19 protein-coding genes and 1 riboswitch are annotated in these 17,913 nt (G+C 69.7%); of the genes, 9 read left to right on the top strand and 10 right to left on the bottom strand.

Features of this window, described 5'->3' with window-relative positions; genetic code table 11:
- Nucleotides 1–132 precede the first annotated feature (132 nt).
- Nucleotides 133–768: a haloacid dehalogenase-like hydrolase gene (locus AB0D46_RS00945; RefSeq protein WP_362875110.1), complete on the top strand. Its 636-nt coding sequence runs from the start codon at nt 133–135 to the stop codon at nt 766–768.
- 135 nt (nt 769–903) lie between these two features.
- Nucleotides 904–2,109, top strand: coding sequence for a globin domain-containing protein (locus AB0D46_RS00940; protein WP_362875109.1), 1,206 nt, complete (start codon nt 904–906; stop codon nt 2,107–2,109).
- Between the two features lie 33 nt (nt 2,110–2,142).
- On the opposite strand, the gene AB0D46_RS00935 is transcribed toward AB0D46_RS00940, so the two are convergent.
- The 5 genes from AB0D46_RS00935 to AB0D46_RS00915 form a co-directional block, all read right to left on the bottom strand.
- Nucleotides 2,143–2,622 carry an NUDIX hydrolase gene (locus AB0D46_RS00935; RefSeq protein WP_362875108.1) on the bottom strand — a complete coding sequence of 160 codons (480 nt, stop codon included), beginning with the start codon at nt 2,620–2,622 and terminating at the stop codon, nt 2,143–2,145.
- A 60-nt stretch (nt 2,623–2,682) separates the two neighbouring features.
- On the bottom strand, nt 2,683–2,850 hold the full coding sequence (locus AB0D46_RS00930; RefSeq protein WP_362875107.1) for a hypothetical protein: 168 nt from the start codon (nt 2,848–2,850) through the stop codon (nt 2,683–2,685).
- 112 nt (nt 2,851–2,962) lie between these two features.
- Complete coding sequence (locus AB0D46_RS00925; RefSeq protein WP_362875106.1) at nt 2,963–4,129, bottom strand: cystathionine gamma-lyase; 1,167 nt, start codon at nt 4,127–4,129, stop codon at nt 2,963–2,965.
- Entirely contained in the window at nt 4,126–4,629 is a 504-nt protein-coding gene (locus AB0D46_RS00920; RefSeq protein ID WP_362875105.1) for a low molecular weight protein-tyrosine-phosphatase, read from the bottom strand. The genes AB0D46_RS00925 and AB0D46_RS00920 overlap by 4 nt, the downstream gene beginning before the upstream one ends.
- 10 nt (nt 4,630–4,639) lie before the next feature.
- A complete protein-coding gene (locus AB0D46_RS00915) occupies nt 4,640–5,020 on the bottom strand; it encodes a phage holin family protein (RefSeq protein ID WP_362875104.1) in 381 nt (126 codons plus the stop codon).
- 79 nt (nt 5,021–5,099) lie between these two features.
- On the opposite strand from AB0D46_RS00915, the gene AB0D46_RS00910 reads away from it, so the two are divergent.
- The 4 genes from AB0D46_RS00910 to AB0D46_RS00895 all read left to right on the top strand — a co-directional run bounded on the left by AB0D46_RS00910 (nt 5,100) and on the right by AB0D46_RS00895 (nt 7,374).
- Nucleotides 5,100–5,417, top strand: a complete 318-nt coding sequence (locus tag AB0D46_RS00910) for a cupin domain-containing protein (protein WP_362875103.1) — start codon at nt 5,100–5,102, stop codon at nt 5,415–5,417.
- A 153-nt stretch (nt 5,418–5,570) separates the two neighbouring features.
- Nucleotides 5,571–5,804 (top strand): DUF5326 family protein, encoded by a 234-nt coding sequence (locus AB0D46_RS00905; protein ID WP_362875102.1) that lies wholly within the window; start codon nt 5,571–5,573, stop codon nt 5,802–5,804.
- Between the two features lie 286 nt (nt 5,805–6,090).
- The gene (locus AB0D46_RS00900; RefSeq protein ID WP_362875458.1) at nt 6,091–6,828 is read left to right on the top strand and encodes a helix-turn-helix domain-containing protein; all 738 of its coding nucleotides are present in this window, start codon (nt 6,091–6,093) and stop codon (nt 6,826–6,828) included.
- A gap of 96 nt (nt 6,829–6,924) precedes the next feature.
- Nucleotides 6,925–7,374, top strand: a complete 450-nt coding sequence (locus AB0D46_RS00895; protein ID WP_362875101.1) for an SsgA family sporulation/cell division regulator — start codon at nt 6,925–6,927, stop codon at nt 7,372–7,374.
- A 23-nt stretch (nt 7,375–7,397) separates the two neighbouring features.
- On the opposite strand, the gene AB0D46_RS00890 is transcribed toward AB0D46_RS00895, so the two are convergent.
- Complete coding sequence (locus AB0D46_RS00890) at nt 7,398–8,789, bottom strand: YibE/F family protein (RefSeq protein WP_362875100.1); 1,392 nt, start codon at nt 8,787–8,789, stop codon at nt 7,398–7,400.
- Between the two features lie 72 nt (nt 8,790–8,861).
- Nucleotides 8,862–9,006: riboswitch (TPP riboswitch) on the top strand.
- Between AB0D46_RS00890 and thiC the strand changes: the two genes are divergently transcribed.
- Nucleotides 9,001–10,788: a phosphomethylpyrimidine synthase ThiC gene (gene thiC / locus AB0D46_RS00885; RefSeq protein ID WP_362875099.1), complete on the top strand. Its 1,788-nt coding sequence runs from the start codon at nt 9,001–9,003 to the stop codon at nt 10,786–10,788. (Overlaps the previous riboswitch by 6 nt.)
- 170 nt (nt 10,789–10,958) lie before the next feature.
- Nucleotides 10,959–12,011 carry an aldo/keto reductase gene (locus AB0D46_RS00880; RefSeq protein WP_362875457.1) on the top strand — a complete coding sequence of 351 codons (1,053 nt, stop codon included), beginning with the start codon at nt 10,959–10,961 and terminating at the stop codon, nt 12,009–12,011.
- Here AB0D46_RS00880 and AB0D46_RS00875 read toward each other — a convergent pair.
- Nucleotides 12,008–13,141, bottom strand: a complete 1,134-nt coding sequence (locus AB0D46_RS00875) for a glycosyltransferase (RefSeq protein ID WP_362875098.1) — start codon at nt 13,139–13,141, stop codon at nt 12,008–12,010. The two genes, AB0D46_RS00880 and AB0D46_RS00875, sit on opposite strands and share 4 nt — an antisense overlap.
- Nucleotides 13,142–13,473: 332 nt before the next feature.
- Between AB0D46_RS00875 and AB0D46_RS00870 the strand changes: the two genes are divergently transcribed.
- Complete coding sequence (locus AB0D46_RS00870; RefSeq protein ID WP_362875097.1) at nt 13,474–14,157, top strand: hypothetical protein; 684 nt, start codon at nt 13,474–13,476, stop codon at nt 14,155–14,157.
- Nucleotides 14,158–14,161: 4 nt separating this feature from the next.
- Here AB0D46_RS00870 and AB0D46_RS00865 read toward each other — a convergent pair whose 3' ends face one another.
- From AB0D46_RS00865 to AB0D46_RS00855, 3 genes are all read right to left on the bottom strand, one after another.
- Entirely contained in the window at nt 14,162–14,974 is an 813-nt protein-coding gene (locus tag AB0D46_RS00865; RefSeq protein WP_362875096.1) for a hypothetical protein, read from the bottom strand.
- 149 nt (nt 14,975–15,123) lie between these two features.
- A complete protein-coding gene (locus AB0D46_RS00860) occupies nt 15,124–16,395 on the bottom strand; it encodes a metallophosphoesterase (RefSeq protein WP_362875456.1) in 1,272 nt (423 codons plus the stop codon).
- A 214-nt stretch (nt 16,396–16,609) separates the two neighbouring features.
- Entirely contained in the window at nt 16,610–17,725 is a 1,116-nt protein-coding gene (locus AB0D46_RS00855; protein WP_362875095.1) for a LacI family DNA-binding transcriptional regulator, read from the bottom strand.
- Nucleotides 17,726–17,913: the final 188 nt, after the last annotated feature.

Below are 17,913 nucleotides of genomic sequence, written 5' to 3'. Positions count from 1 at the left end.
AAACCGTTGAGGTTCAGGGGTACGCGGCCATCCTTCCCGTGACACAGTCGCTGGTTTCACGTGAAACAGGCGGCCCCGTTTCACGTGAAACACGCTGTTTCACGTGAAACGGAGCGGCTAGCCTCGACGACCATGACAGCGCTGCACCTTTTCGATCTCGACGGGACCCTGATGTTCGGCTCGGCCGCGCCGGTCGAGATCTCCCGGCAGCTCGGCATGGGGGTTGAAATCGCCCAACTGGAGCGGTCCTTCGCCGCATACGAGATCACCCCCCACCAGTTTTCGGCAGCGGTACGGGAGCTGTGGTCGGAGCTGACGCCCGCCCACGTGCGGGCGGCGTTCGACGGGTCTCCGTGGCTGGCCGGCATCCGGGACGTCTGGCAGGAGATCCGCGAGCGCGGGGACTACTGCGCGGTCATCTCGCTGTCCCCCTCGTTCTTCGTCGAACTCTTGCTGGAGTGGGGCGCCCATGCCGCCCACGGCTCGGTCTTCCCCCAGGTGCCCTTCACCCGGCCCGTCGACCTCGCGGGGATCCTGACACCCGAGGGCAAGGTGGGCATCGCCGACCAACTGTGCGCACGGTTCGGCGTGACCCGGGGCGACTGCGTCGCGTACGGGGACTCGCTGACCGACACCATGCTCTTCGAGGCCGTTCCGAAGTCGGTGGCGGTCAACGCTCGTCCGTACCTGGCCGAGCGGGCGACGTACGTCTACGAGGGCCGCGACCTCCGCGAGGCCTATCAGCTCGTGGGGGTGGCCCGCCCGTAAGTTGAGGCATCTTAAGGGGAAGGAGGGTTCGAAACGCAGATTTTTCCCATTCCCCCGCAGTGCTCTTGATCGGCCGGCACGCTGTGAACCCCGGAACCACGGATTCGAGGCCGTGGCGCGCGCACACCGACCGAGATGCTCGAAGCGAGGCACCGCATGGACGCTCCGCCCACCAGATCGGCCAGACCGACAGGCCGGATACCCTCCGGGGGCGGTGCGAAGGAGCCCTCCCCGGACGCCGTGCTCATCCACCGGACCCTTGCCGAGATCGCACCCGTCGCCGACAAAGTCACCTCGTACTTCTACGCCTTGGTCTTCACCGGGCACCCCGAGGTGCGGGGGATGTTCCCCGCCGCCATGGACATCCAGCGCGACCGGTTGCTGAAGGCGCTGCTGACCGCCGCCGAGCACATCGACGATCCGGACGTGCTCGTCCCGTACCTACGCCGACTGGGCACGGGGCACCGCAAGTACGGGACCATGGCCGGTCACTACCCGGCGGTGGGAGAGGCCCTGATCGGGGCGCTGTCCCGGTACGCCGAGTTCACCTGGGGGCCGGAGACCCAGGCGGCCTGGGTCCGCGCGTACACGGCCATCTCGCAGATCATGATCGACGCAGCGGCCGAGGACGAGGTGAAGGCGCCCGCCTGGTGGCACGCTGAGGTCGTCTCGCACGACCTGCGCACCTCGGACATCGCGGTGCTGACGGTCCGCCCCGACCAGCCGTACCCCTTCCTGGCGGGCCAGTACACGAGCCTGGAGACCCCGTGGTGGCCACGGGTCTGGCGGCACTACTCCTTCGCCTCGGCGCCGCGCGCCGACGGCCTCCTCTCCTTCCACGTCAAGGCCGTACCGGCCGGCTGGGTCTCCAACGCCCTCGTCCGACACGCACAGCCGGGCGACGTGCTGCGGCTCGGGCCGCCGGCGGGATCGATGGTGGCGGACCACACGACCGACAACGGCATGCTCTGTCTGGGCGGCGGCACGGGTATCGCCCCCATCAAGGCGTTGATCGAGGACGTCGCCGAGCACGGCGAGCGACGGCCCATGGAGGTCTTCTTCGGGGCGCGCAGCGACAACGACCTCTACGACAAGGACACCCTGCTGGGGTTGCAGCGCTCCCACCCGTGGCTGTCGGTGCGCCCGGTCGTGGGTGGTGGCCTGGACGGGCAGCTGCCACAGGCCGTCGGTGAGCACGGGCCCTGGAGCTCGTACGACGCCTTCGTCTCGGGGCCGCCGGCGATGATCCGCAGTGGTGTGGACGCCTTGAAGCGGATCGGCATCCCCGGGGAGCGGATCCGCTACGACGCGTACGAGGAGCTGGCGGGCGTAGCCGGCTGAGCCCGGTACGGGCCCGCCGGCTCCCCGGCGTGCTCAGCCCAGGTCGGGGGCGTGCATCGCGCGCACCCCCTCGATGTTTCCGTCGAGGTAGTGCCGCAATGACAGCGGTACGAGGTGGACGGCGGCGATCCCGACCCGGCTGAAGGGGACGCGGACGATCTCGTACTCGCCCTCGGGTTCGTCGATCTCGGGGCCGTGGCGCTGGGAGAGGTCCATCGATTCGAGATGGCAGACGAAGAAGTGCTGCACTTTCACGCCGGTCACTCCCCCGGCGGCGATGTGCTCGACGGTGTCGACGAAGCAGGGCACCACATCGGTGATCTTGGCGCCGAGTTCTTCGTGGACCTCGCGGTGCAGGGCTTCCACGACGGTGTCGTCCGAGGGCTCCACCCCGCCGCCCGGGGTGACCCAGTACGGGTCGAGGCCGGGCTTGGTGCGCTTGATGAGGATCAGGTCGCCACCGTCGAGCAGGATCGCGCGGGCGGTGCGTTTGACCACGGGTCGTTCGGTCATGGGAGAAGAGTGGCCCGGTGGGCACCGTCTGAAACGCACCGCAGTCCGAAAACGGGGGGCTCACCAGTGCGCGGCGGCGCGTAACCGGTGGGCGGGGTCGACGAGGGCGGCCCCATGGGGCACCGCGACCAGTACCAGTTCCTCGTCGCACGGGGTGGAAGCCGCGAACAGCCCGCCGCGTGGTCGGGACGTCGTGACGACGAGGTCGTGCCGGCCGGAGCCCAGCACGTCAGGGTCGCCTCCGCGCCGGTGTATTGGCCTTGTTCGTGTGGTTCTGCACTTCCGGAACCCGGGGCGGTCCGAGCCACCAGGGGGAGGCTCGGACCGTTTCCCGTGTCGTTCAGGACGTGGAAGCCGCGCGGTCAAGGGCCCGCAGCACATCGGCGACGAGGTCCTCGGGGTCCTCGGCTCCGGCGGAGAACCGGATGAAGCCCTCCGGCACGGCGTCGCCGCCCCAGCGCCCGCGCCGCTCGGCCGTGGAACGCACTCCGCCGAAGCTCGTGGCGTCCTCGACCAGGTGCAGGGCGGCCATGAAGCGTTCCGCGTGCGCGCGGTCGGGCAGTGTGAAGGAGACCACCGAGCCGAATCCGGACATCTGCCGGGCCGCCGTCTTGTGGGACGGGTCCGAGGGGAGGCCGGGATAGCGAAGGCCTGTCACCTCGGCGCGGTCGGCGAGAGCTTCGGCGAGCGCGAGGGCGTTGCCCCACTGGCGCTGGGCGCGCAGTTGGATCGTCGCCAACGAGCGGTGGGCGAGCCAGGCCTCCATGGGACCGGGAATGGCTCCGACGATCTTGCGCCAGCGGCGGACGCCCGCCGCGAGCGCGGGGTCCCGGCAGACGACGTAGCCCAGCAACAGATCGCCGTGGCCGGTGAGGCCCTTGGTACCACTGGCGACGGAGAAGTCCGCGCCGAGTTCCAGCGGCCGCTGCCCGAGCGGCGTGGCGAGGGTGTTGTCGACGGCGACCAGGGTGCCGCCGGCGTGCGCGGCCTCCACGAGACGGCGTACGTCGCACACGTCGAGCCCCGGATTGGAGGGGGTTTCGATCCACAGGAGGCGGGCGCCGTCGAGCACCGTCAGCTGGGCGTCGCCGCCGGTCGGGGCGGTGCGCACCACGATCCCGTACGCCTCCAGCTGCTCCCGGAGCAGCGGCAACGCCTGGTAGCCGTCGTCGGGCAGGACGACGGTGTCGCCGGTGCGGGCCTGGGAGAGGAGTACGGCGGAGATCGCCGCCATGCCGGAGGCGAAGACGATGGTCTCCACGCCGTCCTGCCCGGGAGCCTCCAGTTCGCCGATGGCGCGTTCCAGCAGGGTCCACGTGGGGTTGCTGTCTCGGCCGTAGGTGTACGGGCCCGTCACGTCCCCGGGGAGGTGGAAGTGGGCGGCGAACACGGGACCGGGCAGGGTCGGTTCGTTCTTCACGGCTTCCGGGAATCCGGCGCGCACGGCCCGGGTTCCGTCGCCGTACCGGTCCGTCGTGGCGCTCTCGCCGGCGGGATGGTCGTTCACGGGGTGTGCTCCTTCACCGCGGTGCGTACCGCGTCCAGCAGGCCGGGGCTCGCGGCCTCGACCAGTTCCAGGCATTCCTCGAACCCGTCGAACGGGCCGTAGTACGGGTCCGGTACGTCCAGTGCGTCCGGTGCGCGGTCCGGCGCGGCCGCGGGGTCGTAAGAGCGCAGCAGCCGGACCTTGGCGGCGGCCCCGGGGTTCGGCGCGAGGGTCCGCAGGTCCTTCAGGTGGCCGGCGTCGAGCGCGATGACGAGGTCGCGGCGGTCGAACCAGGAGGCCCGGAACTGTCGGGCCCGGTGGTCCTGCTCGTACCCGGCGGCCTCCAGCACGGCCACGGTGCGCGGATCGGCGCCGTCGCCCTCGTGCCATCCGCCGGTGCCGGCGCTGTCCACCTCGACCAGGCCCTCCAGCCCGGCCTCGACGACGTGGGCGCGGAAGACCGACTCGGCCATGGGCGAGCGGCAGATGTTTCCGGTGCAGACGAAACAGACGCGGTACATCGTCGGCCGGTCAGTTCTTGTCGGGCAGGGCCAGGTTCACGGCCCAGGAGACGACGGAGATGATCAGGCCGCCGAGGACCGCGGTCCAGAAGCCGTCCACGTGGAAGCTCAGGTCGAACTGCTGCGCCAGCCAGGAGGTCAGGAGCAGCATCAAGGCGTTCACGACCAGGGTGAACAGGCCCAGGGTGAGCACGAAAAGGGGGAAGGAGAGCAGCTTCACCACGGGCTTGACGAGGAAGTTGACCAGGCCGAAGACCAGCGCGACCAGGATCAGGGTGAGGGTGCGTCGGCCGGTGCTGCTGCCGTCGTCGAGCGTGATGCCCGAGAGCAGCCAGATGGCCACGGCCAGGGCCGCCGCATTGGCGACCGTCTTGACTACGAAATTCGTCATGTGTCTGATCGTGGCAGAGAAGATCCTGGTCGAACATCAGCGGATCCCACGGCAGTAGCGAACGAGGGGCACAGCAACCATGAAGGCCTTCCGGCTGGATGAGCTCGAAGCGGAGAGAGCGGCCAACGACGGCGCCTACCTGCAATTCCTGCGGGAACGGAACATGTCGGCGGGGCTCTACGCCCTCGACGCGGGTCAGAGCGATCCGCAGCAGCCCCACCAGCAGGACGAGGTGTACGTCGTCGTCAGCGGGCGGGCTTCGATCACGGTCGGGGAGGAAACGACGGTGGTGGCCAACGGCAGCGTCGTCTACGTACCGGCCGGGGTGCCGCACAAGTTCCACCACATCACCGAGCCCCTGAAGGTGCTGGTCGTGTTCTCCCCGCCGGAGGGCTGAGGGCGCGGGGCCGGGGCTGTCTTCCCGGGGGTCGGTGCCCGGCCCCCCTAGGGGGCGGATCAGGGGGTTCCGGGGGCTCCCGGCACCCCGGCCGTGGCCGCCGGCTCCTAGCATCGGGAGCAGGAAGTCACGGATGAGGAAGAGGTAGAAGACATGGACGGGATCCGAGCGGTATTCGCGGGCATGCCCTGGTGGGTCAAGTGGATCGCCGTTCCGGTGCTGGCCATCCTGGTGTTCGGCGGGGTGATCACCAGCATCATCGGCACGCTGATCGGCCTCGTCTTCAAGCTGCTGCTCTTCGTCGCGCTCGTCGGCGGTCTGATCTTCGTGGTCAAGAAGTTCACCGGCAGCGGATCGAAGGCCTCCTCTTCCTCCTCCGAGTGGTAACGAACCCGCGACCCGGGCGATAGGGATTGACCCAAGCGGGGGAACGCGACACGGCAAACCGCCCACACCGCTGGAATCGGCGGATAGGGTCGCAATCCGTGTCGCTCCCCTGGGCACGTCAGCCCGGTACTCCGCTCCGGACGGGCGGTCGGGTCCGGAGCGTCCGAGCAACACCCCCAGGAACGACGGCACACGCGGGGGCGGCCCCCGCAGGGCGGGCCCCCAAGCCCGCCGCCACGCCTGGGGGTGAGCTTTGTCTTCGGTTCACAATGCCGGTGTGCCGACTCTGATCGGTTCGGTGCAGCGAGCGCTGAGGCTGCTGGAAGCGGCGGGCTCCCACGCTGGGGGAGCTCCGGCGAAACAACTCGCGCGCGAAGCCGGGCTGCAGCTCCCCACCGCGTACCACCTCCTGCGCACCCTCACCCACGAGGGCTATCTGCGCCGCGAGGGAGGGGTGTTCGTCCTCGGACCCGCCGCCGGGCGGCTGGCCGGTGCCGGACTTCAGCAGAAACGTCGCAGCATGATCCTCGACTCCCTCGCGCACTTCCGTGACGCGATCGGAGCCCCCGTCTACTTCGCGGTCTACCGCGAGGGTGAGATCGAGGTCGTGGGCGTCTCGGACACACCCGCCTTCCCCGCCTGCGAGGAGTGGGCCGACTTCCGGGAGACCGGCCACGCGCACGCCATCGGCCAGTGCCTGCTGGGCCAGCTCGACGAAAAATCGCGCAAGGACCACTACGACCGTCACCCGGTCGAGGGCATCACCCCGTACACCGTGCGCGACCTCCACGCACTGGAACAAAGAATCGCTTCCCTGGAGCGGATGCAGCCGGTTACGGAGCGTCAGGAGTACGCGTTGGGTACGGTGTGCGCCGCCATCCCGATCACAGCGGGCGATACCGCCGCAACCATGGCCATTTCGCTCCCCGCGCACCAGGAAAACCGGTTGCCCCATGCGATGGAACGGCTGCGGAGTGAAGTAGGCGCGCTGTTGAGCACCCTCTCGTTCTCTATCAGTATCTGAAAACTCACTCCTTGTGATCTCCCAGCGCTTCCACCACTCTTGTCAAGAGGGCTTGGGGGACCATTCCTGGCCACTTCCACTACAGCGGGGTAGGCAATGCGCGAGTCGGTACAGGCAGAGGTCATGATGAGCTTCCTCGTTTCCGAGGAACTCTCGTTCCGAATCCCGGTGGAACTCCGGTACGAAGCTCGTGACCCCTACGCAGTACGCCTCACCTTCCACCTTCCCGGAGACGCGCCCGTGACCTGGGCGTTCGGCCGGGAACTGCTTCTCGACGGCATCAACAAGCCGTGCGGTGACGGCGATGTGCACATCGCCCCCAGCCACCCGGACGAGCTGTCCGACGTCCACATCCGTCTCCAGGTCGGCGGGGACCGGGCGCTGTTCCGCGCCGGCGCGGCGCCGCTCGTCGCCTTCCTCGACCGCACGGACCGGCTTGTTCCGCTCGGTCAGGAGCGCAACCTGGGTGATTTCGAGGGAGATCTCGACGAGGCGCTCGACAAGATCCTCGCCGAAGCCCAGCACAACGAACGGAACGCCGGCTGAGGGAGGCACCCCCCACCCGTCGCTCAGCGCTTGCGTCGCCGCCCCTTGCCGCCGCGGACCGGCCCCGAAGCCGCCGCGGCGGCCGGGGCGCCCGGCCGGTCCGCCGAGACCACCAGTGCGGCCAGGGCCGTCGTCACGGGCACCGACGCGACGAGGCCGATCGAGCCCACGAGGGTCCGTACGATCTCCTCCGCCACCAGTTCGCTGTTCGCCACCGCTCCTATGCTGCTGTTGGCGATCGAGAACAGCAACAACAGGGGCAACGCGGCGCCCGCGTAGGCGAGTACGAGGGTGTTCACCACGGAGGCGATGTGGTCGCGGCCGATCCTGATCGCCGCCCCGTACAAGGCGCGCGGCCCCATCTTCGGGTCGGCCTGGTGGAGTTCCCACACCGCCGAGGTCTGGGTGACCGTCACGTCGTCGAGTACGCCGAGCGAGCCGATGATCACACCTGCGAGCAGCAAACCGCTCATGTCGATGTCGGGGTAGAGACCGTGGATCAGGCCGGTGTTGTCATCGGTGTTGCCGCTCAGGAACGCCCAGTCGATGAACACCGAGCCCAACAGGCCGATCAGCAACAGCGAGACGAGCGTGCCGAGAACGGCGACCGAGGTCCTCGCCGTCAGCCCGTGGCACATGTAGAGGGCGATCAGCATGATCGCGCTGGCTCCGACGATCGCGACGACCAGGGGGTTCGAGCCCTGCAGGATCGCCGGGAGGATGAACAGGGTCAGGATCGCGAAGCTGATCACGAGGGCGATGAGGGCGAACAGTCCCCGCAGTCGGCCGACCACGACGACGGCCACCGCGAAGATGCCGGCCAACAGCGCCATCGGCAGCTTCCGGTTCACGTCGATCACCGAGTACTGGAGGTCCCGCGGGGCGTCCGGCGCGTGGGCGACGACCACCTCCTGGCCCTGCTCCAACTGCCGCGGCGCCCCCGGCTGGACGATCTCGAAGAAGGCGCGCCCCTTGTCCGGACCGCTGCCGACCACGACGGTGGCCTTCTTGCAGTCGCCGTTCTGCGCGGCGTCCGCCTCGCGGCCCTGGGGGGTCGTGAGGTCGCCCGTCGCCGGTACCTGCGAGGCGTTCACCGATTTGCAGTCGACGCTTTCGAGCGCGACGACCTGCCCCTGCTGGGTCTGCCGGTCGAAGCCCACGCCGGTCCGCTCGTGGGCGGGTGCGCCGCCCGGCCACAGGACCGCCATGCCGATGAAGACGGCCGCGGCGAAGGGGATCAGCACCGCGGCGATGACCTTGCGCAGGTGCTGGGAAACGGGAGCCGCCGGCCCGTGACTGTGGCTGTGGGAATGGCCTGGGGCGGGCACGGCCGCATGCCCGTGGGGTGCGGGCTCATGGTCGTGGTGACCCGTGGGTTCGGTGGGCTCGGTGGGGGGCTGCGGCGAGGACGTCACCGGCAGATCATCGCAAGAGATGAGGGGGCCCACTGTTCAGCACGCCACAGATGACGCTAGCGTGGGGGCACCTTTGCACAACGCGGGAGCTCGGAGCACCGGGCTGAGAGGGCGCTGATCACCGTACGCACATGAGAACGCGTACGGGAAGAGGCTGCGTCGACCGCCGAACCTGTTACCGGGTAATGCCGGCGTAGGGAGATACGGTCTCATGACCATTCAGGACGCACGCACGCCTGCCGTCAGCCAGGACGCCGACGGCGGGAACGAGCGCCAGCCGGGCTGGCACAAGGGTTACGTGGCGGGCTCCCGCCCCGACATCCGGGTGCCCGTCCGCCAGGTCCACCTCACCAACGGCAAGGACGTGACGCTCTATGACACGTCCGGGCCGTACACCGACCCCGGGATCGAGACGGACGTCCGTCGGGGCCTCGCGCCGCTGCGCGAGAACTGGATCATCAGCCGTGGCGACACCGAGGAGTACGCGGGCCGCCCCGCGCGCCCCGAGGACGACGGCATCAAGCACACCTCGCCCCGTGGCGGCCTCAAGAACCTGGACGCGGTCTTCCCGGGCCGTCCGCGGCAGCCCCGCCGCGGCCGTGGCGGGGCCGCCGTCACCCAGCTCGCGTACGCCCGACGCGGCGAGATCACTCCGGAGATGGAGTACGTCGCGATCCGCGAGAACGTCTCCGCCGAGGTCGTCCGCGAAGAGATCGCCGCAGGTCGCGCGGTCCTGCCGGCCAACGTGAACCACCCCGAGATCGAGCCGATGATCATCGGCAAGCGGTTCCTGGTGAAGGTCAACGCCAACATCGGAAACTCCGCGGTCACCTCCTCCATCGAGGAGGAGGTCGACAAGATGACCTGGGCCACCAAGTGGGGCGCCGACACGGTCATGGACCTCTCGACCGGCCGCAACATCCACACCACGCGCGAATGGGTGCTGCGCAACTCTCCCGTCCCGATCGGCACCGTGCCGCTCTACCAGGCGCTGGAGAAGGTCGACGGCCGCGCCGAGGACCTGACCTGGGAGATCTATAAGGACACGGTCATCGAGCAGGCCGAGCAGGGCGTCGACTACATGACGGTCCACGCCGGCGTGCTGCTGCCGTACGTGCCGCTGACCGCCCGGCGCAAGACCGGAATCGTCTCCCGCGGCGGTTCGATCATGGCCGCGTGGTGCCTGGCGCACCACAAGGAGAACTTCCTCTACACGAACTTCGAAGAGCTCTGCGACATCCTCGCGACCTACGACGTCACGTACTCGCTGGGCGACGGCCTGCGCCCCGGCTCCATCGCCGACGCCAACGACGCCGCGCAGTTCGCCGAGTTGAAGACGCTGGGCGAGCTGAACACCATCGCCAAGCGCCACAACGTCCAGACGATGATCGAGGGCCCGGGCCACGTCCCGATGCACAAGATCAAGGAGAACATCGACCTCCAGCAGGAGATCTGCGAAGAGGCGCCGTTCTACACGCTCGGCCCGCTGACCACGGACGTCGCGCCCGCCTACGACCACATCACCTCGGGCATCGGCGCCGCGATGATCGCCTGGTGGGGCACGGCGATGCTCTGCTACGTCACGCCCAAGGAGCACCTGGGCCTGCCGAACCGCGACGACGTGAAGACCGGAGTCATCACCTACAAGATCGCCGCCCACGCGGCGGACCTGGCCAAGGGGCACCCGGGCGCCCAGGAGTGGGACGACGCCCTGTCGGACGCACGGTTCGAGTTCCGCTGGGAGGACCAGTTCAACCTGGCCCTCGACCCGGACACGGCCCGTGAGTTCCACGACGAGACCCTGCCGGCCGAGCCGGCCAAGACCGCGCACTTCTGCTCGATGTGCGGTCCCAAGTTCTGCTCCATGAAGATCTCGCAGGACATCCGCCGTCAGCACGGCGGGGACCTGAAGGCCGACGAGATCGAGGCGGGCATGGCGGAGAAGTCCGCCGAGTTCGCCGCTGCGGGCAACCGCGTCTATCTGCCGCTGGCGGACTGACGCACTGTTCGGGGGGAGTGCTGCTCCCGCCCGGCGGATTTCCGTCGGTCGGGAGCAGCGCCATGTCCGGGCGCTGAGAGTTCGGGGGGCGGGAGTTCGAACGTACCGGCCCGGGAGCTCGACCCTTGACCTGGAGCGCGCTCCAGGTCCTAGAGTGCGGCCGCATGACCATGGGATACCGAAGTCTTGGCGGTACCGGCATCGAGGTGAGCGCCCACTGCCTGGGCACGATGATGTTCGGCGCGATGGGCAACCCGGACCACGAGGAGTGTGTGCGGATCATCCATGCCGCACTCGACCGGGGCATCAACTTCGTCGACACGGCGGACATGTACTCCGCCGGTGAGTCCGAGGTGATCGTCGGCAAGGCGCTCACGGCGCGGCGCGACGACGTGGTGCTCGCCACGAAGGTCCACTTCCGGATGGGCGAGGGCCGCAACCGCAGCGGCAATTCGCGGCGGTGGATCGTGCGGGCGGTGGAGGACAGCCTGCGCCGGCTGGACACCGACTGGATCGACCTCTACCAGGTGCACCGGCCGGACCACACGACCGATGTCGAAGAGACCCTGGCGGTCCTCGGCGACTTGGTCCGGGCCGGCAAGATCCGCGCCTTCGGGTGCTCGACGTTCCCCGCCGAGGAGCTCGTCGAGGCGCACCACGTGGCGGAGCGGCGGGCGTTGCCCCGGTTCCGCACGGAGCAGCCCCCGTACTCGATCCTCGCGCGGGGGATCGAGGCGGACGTGCTGCCCGTCGCGCTCCGGTACGGAATGGGAGTGCTGACCTGGAGCCCGCTCGCGTCGGGGTTCCTGAGCGGAAAGTACCGTCTCGGTGGGCCGATCGACCTGACCTCGGGACGGGCGGCGCTCACGCCGGCACGGTTCGACCCGGCGATCCCGGGCAACGTCGCCAAGCTGGAGGCCGTGGAACAGCTGGTCGAGCTCTCCGAATCCATCGGCTGCACGCTGCCCGAACTGGCCGTGGCCTTCCCCCTCGCCCATCCCGCCGTCACCTCGGTGATCATCGGGCCTCGCACGATGGAGCAGATGGAGTCCCTGGTGAAGGGCGCCGGGCTGGTGCTCGACAACGCGGTGCTGGACCGGATCGACGAGATCGTCGCGCCCGGCACCAACCTCTACCGCCCGGACGGCGTCTGGCGCCCGCCGGCCCTGGCGGACGCCGGCCGCCGCCGCCGGGCCCTGGGTGATCGCGCCGCCGCGTCCTAGAACGCGGCGGGCCGCGACGTTTCACGTGAAACGGGAGCCTTCGTTTCACGTGAAACCCCCGCGGACGGGGGGCAGAGGGCGGCTACGGCGAATGCGCGGTTGTCCTGCGTCTGGCGCCGGTACGCCTCCGGCAGGTCGGGCATCGCGAGCAGCCGGTCGCAGGCGCTGAGGGAGGCGTTCATGTCGCCGACCCAGTAGGCGTTGATCGAATGCTCGAAGAGCAGCCCCCACCGGTAGACCCAGGGCTGGACGAAGAGCAGATCGTCCGGTGTCGGCCGATCCAGTACGGCTGCGGTGATGGCATGCGCCGAGTGGTAGCGGCCGAGCATTCTGAGTCGGGCGGCGAGCTCGTAGCAGGCCTCCAGCCGGTCGGGACGCGAGTCCCAGGCCCGGGAGAGGGCGTCCATCGCGGCGGGCCAGTCGCCGGTCTCACCGTGCAGGACGCCGACTTGGAGCAGTGCGTAGTAGACCTCCTCGGCCCAACCGCCCATACCGGCGCGGCGCTCGTAGAGCTTGATCGAGGCTCCGGTGTCACCCATGTCCCGCAAGGTCTGGGCGAGGTAGAAGACGGTCCGGGTGTTGGCGGGGTCGCGCTGGAGTTCGGCGCCGAGCAGCCGGGCGTCCCGCTCAAACTTGTCGTGCCGGGAGCCGCCGTCGGCGTGGTCCTCGATGACGAGGGCGTCGAGGTTCTCCTGAAGGCCGGGGCGCTGGTCGTTCTCGTCGCGGCGATCGCAGGTCAGGTACTCGTGGGTGACGCCCTCGTACCGCCAGGGGAGATCGGCACGGACCAGGCGCTTGATGCGGTACTCGGTGGCGCCCGCGTGGCGGAGCATGTACGAGTCCGCGGTGAGGGTGGGCAGCGGCCCTTCGGGGCGCAGGACGTGGTCGGCGTCGAGGAGCAGGAGGTAGTCGGCCTTGCCGAGCCCGTGTCTGATGTTGAGGCTGCGGTTGTGCCCGAAGTCGACCCACGGTTCCTCGTGGAGCTCCCCGGGGATTCCCTCCAGGGCCGTTCGGATCAGTTGTCGGGTTCCGTCCGTGGATCCCGTGTCGGAGATGGCCCAGGTATCGATGAGCCCCCTCACCGACGCGAGGCAGCGTTCGATGACGGCGGACTCGTTCTTCACGATCATGCAGAGGCAAATCGTCGGCTTCACGGCCGCTGACCCTAGGGACGGTGCCGCCGGCGAGGGGCGAGGCACGCCGGAGCCCGAACCCGGGTGGCCCTCGCGGGAGGCCAATTGGACCCTCCCCGATGAGCCGTTCCGCTGACGCCAGGGCGCGTCGTCGCGCCGCGCGGCCGGGGGTGTCCTCAAGATGTCGCCCGGAGTCCGGGCCGATGTCCGAACTTCGGAGAAGCATTCGATCCCGTGCGCGCGAGGAGCGGCAGATGAGTTCTGAAGACAGGTCCCGATCCATTGCGAGGCCCTTGCCCCGACGAGCGGGCTGGCTGGCCGGAGGAACATTGGCCTCCGTCCCCCTGGTCCTGGTGGGAATCGTGGCTCCGACGGCCTTCGCCGTGTCGCCCACCGCGAACGTACCGAGCGTACGGAGCGGTGGCGGGGAGCCCTGCAAGCCGTCGAAGCAGAGACCGGACCGCGGTGACGACGCGGCGGCGGCCAAGGCGGACCCGGGCAGGGACGACTGCAAGGTCGGACCGACCGGACCGCGGGGCCCCCGAGGACCGAAGGGCGCGACGGGTGCGACCGGCCCCCAAGGTCCGACGGGTCCCCAGGGCCCGACCGGCCCGCAGGGTGCGACCGGCCCCTGTAGTGACATCGACAGCTACGCGCCTTCGAACACCGAGTCGTTCAGTGCGGCCCTCACGAACGGCATCGCCTACGCCGGCCGCTCCAGCTCCACGGGCGGGGCCCCCGTCTGGCAGGACCTGACGAACTCGGACAACCCGAACTACCCCTTCGGAACGGCCTGCAGCATTTCGATCATCGACCAGGGCAATGACGCCTACATCAGGGTCCTGACCACCGACGGCAGGGTCTACCAGACGCACGGTGACACCAACGGCAGCAACTTCATCTGGGACGAGGCCTGGATCGAACTCACCCCCGCCCCCACGCCGGGCACCCTGAGGGCCAAGCAGTTCAAGGGCGACCTGCCGCACGGAGCACCCCTGAACGCCGGTTCCTAGCCGGTCACTCCGGTTCGTGTCCCGGGCCGCCGAAGTCCGGGCTGGTGAAGTCCGGGGACGCGTAGCCCGGTCGGGGTCCCTGTGAGGCGGATCCGGGACTGGTGAAGTCGGGCCGGGTGTATCCCAACTGGGGGATGCGCCCGGCCCCCGGTGTGCGGGGGGTCGGATAGCCGTCGGCGCTCGGATCGGCCAGGGCGTCCCGCAGGAACGGGACGATGCCCCGCTCCAGCAGCGCGTTGCGCCACGCTTCCCGGGCCCGCGAGAGCTCTTCGGGGATCACCGCGGTCTCCACTGGGGCGACCTCCGTCGAACTGTTGCGCAGGGCGGTCACCAACAGTCCGATGACCGCGAACAGCAGGGCGGCCACGGTGAGGGCCCCGAAGAGCCAGCCGGCCGTCAGCATCGTCTTGGCGAAGGCCGGCTCGGGCTCGATCAGCTTCAGGCCGTAGCCCACCAGCAGGAAGATCAGCATGGCGGTACCGGCCAGGACGGGCGCCAGGACGGCGACCACGGCGCTCACCCCGGCCCCGTCGTCCCGGTCGCCCGTGGCGTACTCCCCACCGTCGGCGGAGGCCGACAGCGCCTCGCCGCGCAGTTCCGCGCGGACCTTCACGTAGTGGTCGTACTCGGCGGCCGCCGCAGCGGTCAGCAGCGCGATGGCGTTCAGTGCCATCGTGCGCAGTTGCTCGGCGTTCAGCCGTTCGCCCACGCCGGCGAGCTCGGGCCGCTCGTCCGCCGTGCGCAGTGTTTCGTCGAGGAGCCGATCGAACTCGGGTCGGTCTTCGGTCAGCAGGTGCGGAGCGCTGGTCATGTGCATCCCCCGATGCTCCGTACAAGCCGGTTTGCCCGCGTAGACCCCGGGCACCGGCACAAACGGAGGAGAGCCTGCTACGGATAGAGCGATGGTAGAGCGCCCCTGCCACGCCGTGACAGGGGCTTTGCCGAAATACCCCGCTCCGAGAACGCTCAGTCGCGCAGAGGTAGTTGAACGACGAGAAGTTTGCCCGCCATGGTGACGCCGCCGTCCATGGCGATGGCGAGGCCCTCCGCGTACACGTGCGGCCCGTCCACGGCCTCCGGGCCGCGGGACTCGTCGCCGTCCTCGGTGCCCACCTCGCCGAGCAGGTAGGGGATCGGGCTGTGACCGTGGACCACGCGGCCGCCGCCGTAGGTGCCGAGCAGTTCCCGTACGGCGTGCGGGCCCGTCTCCTCGTCGCGGAAGGCGAAGCGCTTGGTGAACTTGCGGAACAGGTCCCAGGTGATGTCGGCGTCGTTGCGGTTGAGGAGCTCGTGGATGGTGTCGTTGACGTCCTCGATGGAGTCGCCGTAGTCGAGGTACGCGGTGGTGTCGGAGTGCAGCAGCAGGTGGCCGTCCTCCAGCGTGGTCGCGTCCAACCGGGACATCCACTGCAGGTGGACGTCCTCCAGGCGCTCCATGTCGGTGCGTTGGCCACCGTTGAGCAGCCAGGCGGCCTGGAAGGTGGCCGTCCCCGCCCCCGATTGGACGGGGGTGTCGCCGAACCGCTTGGCGCCGATCAGCAGCAGCTCGTGGTTGCCCATGAGGGCCTTGCAGTAGCCGCCGGCCGCGGCGGCCTCGGCGGAGAGCCGCATGACGAGGTCGATCACGCCGATGCCGTCGGGCCCGCGGTCGGTGAAGTCGCCGAGGAACCAGAGCCGCGCGTTGCCGGCGGACCAGCGTCGGTCGGCGTCGATGAGGTCCTGCGCCTGGAGTTCCGTGACCAGTTCGTCGAGGTACCCGTGGACGTCGCCGACCACGTACAGCGGGCCCGGGCCGGAGGCGGGGGCCTCCTGGGGCACGTACTGGACCTGGACGGTGTCGTCGGGGCCGCCTTGGGCGCCGCGGCCGATGACGGGCAGGTCCCGCTGCGTGGGCGTGTAGCCGTCGTCGGGTTCGTCGTCCGCCGGCTCGGGTGCGTGGACGTCCGCGTGGGCCGCGGCCGTGCGCTGGTGCGGGACCGTCTCCGGCGCGGGCCGGGCCGTCGGCGCGGAACCGAGGTACTCGGGGTGTGCCGGCGCGTAGCCGGGCACCGGGGGCGCGGGCGTCGAGGCCCCGCCGTAGTACGCGGGATGCCCGCCGTACCCGGGTGCGTCCCCGGGTGGGTTGGCGGACGCCTTGTGCTGCGCGGGTTCGCTGACCGGCACCCGGAAGTCCCGCAGCGTGTCCGTCCGCATCGCGGGTCCCTGACCGGCCCCCTGAGTCATCGACCCCTCCACCACCGTCGCGCTGCCGTACACCTGCGGACCCTCCTGACCTCCGGGTCGGAGGGTCCGTGATGTCGTGCGCCCATCATAGGAATGCGGCTCGCGCTCTGTGACGCACCAGGGGTGGTGAATCCTGGCCGGGGCCTGTTGTTCCTACTGTTTGTCCGGATATCGGTGTTGCTGAAATCCTCGGCGGGGTCGTCGACCCCGCCGCGTCATGGTCCGGAGGTCAGTCCTGGGCCGGTGAACGGGGTGGACTGACGGTGGTTCGGGGCGTCCTGCGCTGTGAGGAAGTGCGGATGATGAGTTCGGTCGGAACGACCTGCTCGACGGGCCGTCCGGTGTCGACCCCCTCGATCGCGTCGATCAGCAACTGCACGACGGCGGTTCCGATGCGGCGCGGTTTCAGGGAGAGCGTGGTGATGGGCGGTTCGGTGGTGGCGTAGACGGTGGACTCGCTGCAGCACACGAGGAGCAGGTCCTCCGGAACGCGCAGGCCGTAACGCCGGGCCGCGGCGAGGAGGTCGGTGCCGTTGGGGTCGAAGAGGCCGTACACGGCATCGGGCCGGTCGGGCCGGGCGAGCAGTCGATCGGCGGCCACGGCCCCGGCGCACGGGTCGTGGGCGGGGTAGGACTCGTAGACCGGGTCCTGGCCCACGCGTTCGCACCAACTGAGGTAGGCGGTGGTGGAGAGCCGGGTGTAGGTGTCGGTGGTGGTGCCGGTCAGCAGCCCGATGCGGCGGGCGCCGGCGGCTGCGAGGTGGTCGAGGAGGCCGAGGACGGCCGCTTCGTGGTCGTTGTCGACCCAGGCGGTGACGGGAAGGGTGCCGGCGGGTCGGCCGTCGGAGACCACGGGGAGTCCCTGACGGACCAGCTCGCTGACCACGGGGTCGTGGTCGGACGGGTCGATCACGACGGTGCCGTCCAGGGCCACGTTGGACCAGACGTCGTGTCGTGAGGTGGCGGGGAGGATGACGAGGGCGTACCCACGGGCGAGCGCGGCGGAGGTGGCGGCCCGTGCCATCTCCGCGAAGTACGCGAATTCGGTGAAGGTGAAAGGTTCATCCCCGTACGTCGTCACGGTCAGGCCGATGAGGCCCGACTTGCCGGTACGGAGGGTGCGGGCGGCCGCGGAAGGGCGATAGCCCAGCCGGTCGGCCACCTCGCGGACGTGGCGGCGGGTGGCGTCCGGCAGCCGCCCCTTGCCATTGAGCGCGTCGGAGACGGTTGTGATGGAGACGCCCGCTGCGGCGGCCACGTCTCTGATGCCGGCCCGGCCCTGTCGGCCGCCGACTCGCCGGGTGGTCTCGGCCCGGCTCACCTGATGCTTCCCTGCTGCTGTCATGGCGAGCCGATAGTAGGGCTCGGTGGGGTGGGTGGTCCGGGTGCATATGCACGCGTTGACAGGCACGATTCTGCATGTTTCGCCACCCCCAATGACCTTGGAAGTGAAGGTCATTGGGGGTTTCGACCGAGGGTGCCGCTTGTCGTCGGGTCCGGGCATGCCAAAACGGAGCCGCCCCGGACGGGCTG

The sequence above is a fragment of the Streptomyces sp. NPDC048383 genome, assembly GCF_040651775.1.
In the GTDB taxonomy this organism is placed as follows: domain Bacteria; phylum Actinomycetota; class Actinomycetes; order Streptomycetales; family Streptomycetaceae; genus Streptomyces.
This window is presented reverse-complemented; position numbering and strand designations above follow the sequence as displayed.

What these genes read in the sequence shown, in the direction of transcription:
- AB0D46_RS00855 (WP_362875095.1), bottom strand. Translation starts at nt 17,725, where the DNA reads ATGACAGCAGCAGGGAAGCATCAGGTGAGCCGGGCCGAGACCACCCGG.
- AB0D46_RS00920 (WP_362875105.1), bottom strand. Translation starts at nt 4,629, where the DNA reads ATGTACCGCGTCTGTTTCGTCTGCACCGGAAACATCTGCCGCTCGCCC.
- AB0D46_RS00915 (WP_362875104.1), bottom strand. Translation starts at nt 5,020, where the DNA reads ATGACGAATTTCGTAGTCAAGACGGTCGCCAATGCGGCGGCCCTGGCC.
- AB0D46_RS00875 (WP_362875098.1), bottom strand. Translation starts at nt 13,141, where the DNA reads ATGATCGTGAAGAACGAGTCCGCCGTCATCGAACGCTGCCTCGCGTCG.
- AB0D46_RS00905 (WP_362875102.1), top strand. Translation starts at nt 5,571, where the DNA reads ATGGACGGGATCCGAGCGGTATTCGCGGGCATGCCCTGGTGGGTCAAG.
- AB0D46_RS00865 (WP_362875096.1), bottom strand. Translation starts at nt 14,974, where the DNA reads ATGCACATGACCAGCGCTCCGCACCTGCTGACCGAAGACCGACCCGAG.
- thiC (WP_362875099.1), top strand. Translation starts at nt 9,001, where the DNA reads ATGACCATTCAGGACGCACGCACGCCTGCCGTCAGCCAGGACGCCGAC.
- AB0D46_RS00910 (WP_362875103.1), top strand. Translation starts at nt 5,100, where the DNA reads ATGAAGGCCTTCCGGCTGGATGAGCTCGAAGCGGAGAGAGCGGCCAAC.
- AB0D46_RS00935 (WP_362875108.1), bottom strand. Translation starts at nt 2,622, where the DNA reads ATGACCGAACGACCCGTGGTCAAACGCACCGCCCGCGCGATCCTGCTC.
- AB0D46_RS00940 (WP_362875109.1), top strand. Translation starts at nt 904, where the DNA reads ATGCTCGAAGCGAGGCACCGCATGGACGCTCCGCCCACCAGATCGGCC.
- AB0D46_RS00895 (WP_362875101.1), top strand. Translation starts at nt 6,925, where the DNA reads ATGCGCGAGTCGGTACAGGCAGAGGTCATGATGAGCTTCCTCGTTTCC.
- AB0D46_RS00945 (WP_362875110.1), top strand. Translation starts at nt 133, where the DNA reads ATGACAGCGCTGCACCTTTTCGATCTCGACGGGACCCTGATGTTCGGC.
- AB0D46_RS00880 (WP_362875457.1), top strand. Translation starts at nt 10,959, where the DNA reads ATGGGATACCGAAGTCTTGGCGGTACCGGCATCGAGGTGAGCGCCCAC.